Annotated in this window: 3 protein-coding genes; all 3 read right to left on the bottom strand. The window is 65.6% G+C overall.

Annotation, left to right across the window (positions count from 1 at the left end):
* Nucleotides 1–318: 318 nt before the first annotated feature.
* On the bottom strand, nt 319–1824 hold the full coding sequence (malQ, locus tag G4O04_05205) for a 4-alpha-glucanotransferase (GenBank protein ID HEY57918.1): 1506 nt from the start codon (nt 1822–1824) through the stop codon (nt 319–321).
* Complete coding sequence (gene glgC, locus G4O04_05200) at nt 1814–3070, bottom strand: glucose-1-phosphate adenylyltransferase (protein HEY57917.1); 1257 nt, start codon at nt 3068–3070, stop codon at nt 1814–1816. Before glgC ends, malQ begins: the two co-directional genes overlap by 11 nt.
* Nucleotides 3071–3156: 86 nt before the next feature.
* Nucleotides 3157–4273 (bottom strand): hypothetical protein (locus tag G4O04_05195; protein ID HEY57916.1); only part of this gene is annotated, 1117 nt, incomplete at its 5' end.

Raw genomic sequence — 4273 nt, 5'->3', positions numbered from 1 at the left:
TTTCGTTTGCAGAAAGGCGTGACCTGGTTCGAAGCAAAACACAGCATCCTCCGGGAGGCTATTCGGGCGTATCTCGCTCAGCCTACCATCACCCTCCCGGCAACTGCGTAACTCCTAACGAGTTCAAATGCCCGCATTGTCGCAAGATGAACAAGGTGCCGTTGGAGGTGTTGCATCGGGCGGCGCCCAACTGGAAGCCCTCAGAGACGTCTGTCTCTTGAGGGGTGGGGCTGTTCAAAGACAAGGCCTGACCGCGGGGTGAACCGCGGTCAGGCCTGTTGTTTTCACGCCAAGGGGCAGGCGAGGCGCTTGTTGGTCTCATTCCCCAAACACTTTGCCCCGCGAGTAGAGGATGTTGAGTTCGCGCAAGGCGTCGCGGAGTTCGGGCTTGAGCGCCTCGGCTGGCATACGCCAGGCCCAGTTGCTGCCCTCGCGCCCAGGGTAGTTCATCCGGGCGCGGTTGTCTAAGCGCAAGAAGTCTTGCATGGGGGCGATGGCCAGCACGGCCACCGAAGCCCAGGCGGCGCGGATGAGGTCCCAGGCGATGTCCTGGCCCCGCGTGGCCAGATAGCGGCGGCAGAAGTCGCGCTCCGTTTCGTCGACGCGCCGCCACCACCCCACCACAGTGTCGTTGTCGTGGGTGCCGGTGTAAACCACAAAGTTGGGCGTGTAGTGGTGGGGGAGGAAGGGGTTGTCCGGTCCGCTGTCAAAGGCGAAGACCAGGATTTTCATCCCCGGGAGGCCAAAGGCGTCGCGCAGCGCGAGCACATCGGGGGTGATCTCGCCCAGATCTTCGGCGATGAGGGGGATATGGCCCAACTCTCGGAACACGGCGCGGAAGAAATCCTCCCCAGGACCGGGACGCCAGCGCCCATTGACCGCCGTCGGCTCTTCGGCGGGGACCTCCCAGTACCCGGCGAAGCCCCGGAAATGGTCCAGGCGAATCAGGTCCACCATGCGGGTGGCTTGGCGCAGGCGGGCAAGCCACCAGGCGTAGCCCTGTTCGCGGTGAACCTCCCAACGGTAGAGGGGATTGCCCCAGCGTTGGCCCGTGGGCGAGAAGTAGTCTGGCGGCACCCCGGCCACCACGGTGGGCTGGCCCTCGGCGTCCAGGTAAAAAAGTTCGGGATGGGCCCACACATCGGCGCTGTCGTAGGCCACGAAAATGGGCACATCGCCCATGAAGTACACCCTCCGCGCATGGGCGTACTCCAACAGGCCGCGCCACTGGCGGAAGAAGAGGAACTGCCGAAAGGCCTGCTTTTCGATGGCTTCCGCCAGGTCATGGCGTGCCTGTTCCAGGGCGGCGGGGTCGCGGTGTCGCAAAGGAGCCGGCCAGGCGTTCCACGGGGCGCCTTGATGGGCCTCTTTCAGGGCCATGAAGAGGGCGAAGTCGTCCAGCCAGGCGGCCTCGGCGCGGCGGAAGTCGGCAAAGGCGGTTTCCAGGTCAGGCCGCACGCCCTCGCGGAAGCGTCGGTAGGCTTGGTCGAGCAGGCGCAGTTTGTAGGGTATCACCGCGCCGTAATCCACCCGCCCGGCGGGGAAAGCGGGACGGTCGGCCAGATCAGCCTCGGTGAGCAGGCCTTCCACCAGCAGGTCTTCGGGGCTGATGAGGTAGGGGTTGCCCGCAAAGGCGGAGAAGGTGGCGTAAGGCGAGTCGCCAAAGCCGGTGGGCCCCAAAGGCAGCACCTGCCACACGCTGCACCCCGCCTCGTGGAGAAAGTCGGCGAAACGCCGCGCCGCAGGGCCCAAGTCGCCGATGCCGTGGGGGCCGGGCAGGCTGGTGATGTGCAGCAGGATGCCGGAAGTACGGTTAAGCCTCATAGCCGCGTCGCTCCGTGTGGAGGGTGGTGCCACCGGGCAGGTGGCGGGAGGGAAAGTCTTCCGGCTGGACATCGGTGCCGATGACCACGCCTGGCTCCAGGACCAGGCCGGAAGGAAGATGGGCGTTTTTTCCCACCAGGGTCAGTTCCAGGGGCTCGCGGAGGGCGCCGATGCGGGCTTTGGCCCCTACGCGGACATGCTTGTCGAGGATGGCGTGTTCCAGATGGGCTTCGGGGCCGATTTCCGTGTCGGTGAGCACCACGGATTCCCGCACCACGGCGCCGGCGCGTATCCGCACGCCGGGGGAGAGCACGCTGCGCTCCACCAGCGCTCCTGGTTCGATGATGCATCCGTCGGAGATCAGGCTGTCGTGCGCCTGGGCCCCCTGGCGGATGCGGGCCGGAGGTCGCTCCTCGGTGCGGGTGTGGATGATCCAAGAGCGGTCGTTGAGGTCCAGGGAGGGTGGGTATTGCAGCAGGTCCATGTGCGCCTGCCAGTAGGATTGCACGGTGCCCACATCCATCCAGTATCCGGCGTAGGGGAAGGCGAAAACGCGAAAACCGTCCCGCACCATGCGGGGGAGGATGTCTTTGCCGAAGTCGTGGGAGGAGTCCTCGCGGTGGGCGTCTTCCCATAACACCCGGTCGAGCACCTCTAAGTTGAAGAGATAGATGCCCATGTTGGCCAGGTTAGAGGGGGGCTGGGCGGGCTTTTCCACGAAGTCCGTGACCCGGTAGTCCTGATCGATGTCCACGATGCCGAAGCGGGGGGCTTCTTCCAGGGGGACGTGGATGACCCCCATGGTCAGGTCGGCCTGGTGGTCCAGGTGGAAGGTGATGAGGGGGTCGTAATCCATCTTGTAGATGTGATCCCCCGAGAGGATGAGCACCAGGTCCGGGTGCCCATGTTTCACAAAGCGGAAGTTTTGCTGCACCGCGTCGGCGGTGCCGACGAACCATCCGCTGTGGGTGCGGGAGCGGTACGGGGTATAGATGCGCACGCCGCCCGTCCAGTCGCGGTTGAGGTCCCAAGGGGCACCAGAGCCGATGTGTTCGATGAGGGAGTGGGGGCGGTACTGGGCCACCACCATGACATCGAAGATGCCCGAGTTGACGCAGTTGGAGAGCACGAAGTCGATGATGCGGTATTTGCCTGCAAACGGGACGGCGGGCTTGGTGCGTTTGGCGGTGAGGATGCTCAGGCGAGAGCCTTCGCCGCCGGCCAGGATGACGGCGCGGATTTTCATGGGGCACCTCCTGAGAGTGGGAAAGGCGCGTGTTGACGCCTTTGATTGTACCCCGATTTGGCAGATTCAGACCGCGGGGCAGACGCTCAGGGTGTGTTGGTCCAGGCGCGGCCCAGGTAGATGCCGGGCAGGGTGACGCTGGCATCTTCGTTCAGGTCGGGCGGGGTGAGGATGAGGATGTCCTGGTTGGCGTTCACATCGTGCCCGCGCAGCACCAGGACTTGCTGATTCAGCCAGGTCACGGGATAGACGGCCGGGGTTTGGGGGAAGATGGCGGGAGAGGCCGTGGGCGGCTCGACGCTCACCGCCTGCCCGTCCAGGGTGTACACCCGGAGGTAGTCGTCGCCGTCCATGAAGGGGCCGACATGGGTGCTCCAGGCGATGTAGCCCTCGGAAAAGGCGGCGCCGGTGGGCATGGCCTCGGGCAGGGCGACGGGGTCGGCGAGGGTCACCGTTTGTGGGGAGGGGGCGGTCAAATCGCCGATTTCCAGGAGGCGCCAGGTGATGGCGCCAGTGCCGCTGTCGCCGGCGTTCGCGCGGTAGGCCACCCAGCCGGTGGCCGCGTCGAAGCCCAGCAGGGTGTAGGCATCGGGCAGGGCCTGGGTGACCTCACCGGTGTAGGTGATATGGTACAGGCCGACCGGCCCCATGGGCGCGCCGTAGTAATCGTAGGTGAACCAGACGCCATCCGGCCCGAGGCTCAAGGGACGGATGATGCGCCCGTCGCTGGTGGTGATCTCGTAAAGGGAGTGGGTGGGCGGCGCCGTGCCCAGGCTGTGCACATAGAGCACGCTGTGGTAGTCGTACCCCACCATGGTCAGGGTGCTGTAGGCGATGCGCGGGGCGGCGGGCATCCCGGCCAGCCCGATGAGGTTGGTGTGCAGCGTGGAGCCGATTTTCAGTTCCGTCTGGGTCTGGCCGTTGTGGTAGGAGACCAGGGTGACCAGGGTCTCTTTGTTCTCTTGCTGGAAGGCGGCGTAAATCAGCCACAGATTGGCGGGCTGGGCTGGGTTGACGGGCGAAGCGGTGTGCATGGCGATCCCGGTTTCCAGGTTGGGGGCCGGGAGGCTCCACAGGGCCTCCCCCGTGGCGCTGTAGAGGGTCAGGGTGCCGGTGTCCTGGCGGTAGGCCCACAGGAACTGAGCCGAGCCAGGCAGGGAAGTGCCCGCAGGCGTGGCAGTGGGGGCAACGGCGGGGGTGGCC

This window comes from Anaerolineae bacterium (assembly GCA_011176535.1).
In the GTDB taxonomy this organism is placed as follows: Bacteria; Chloroflexota; Anaerolineae; order Anaerolineales; family DRMV01; genus DUEP01.
The sequence above is the reverse complement of the archived record's forward strand: the minus strand, read 5'-3'. Positions and strand labels throughout refer to the sequence as shown.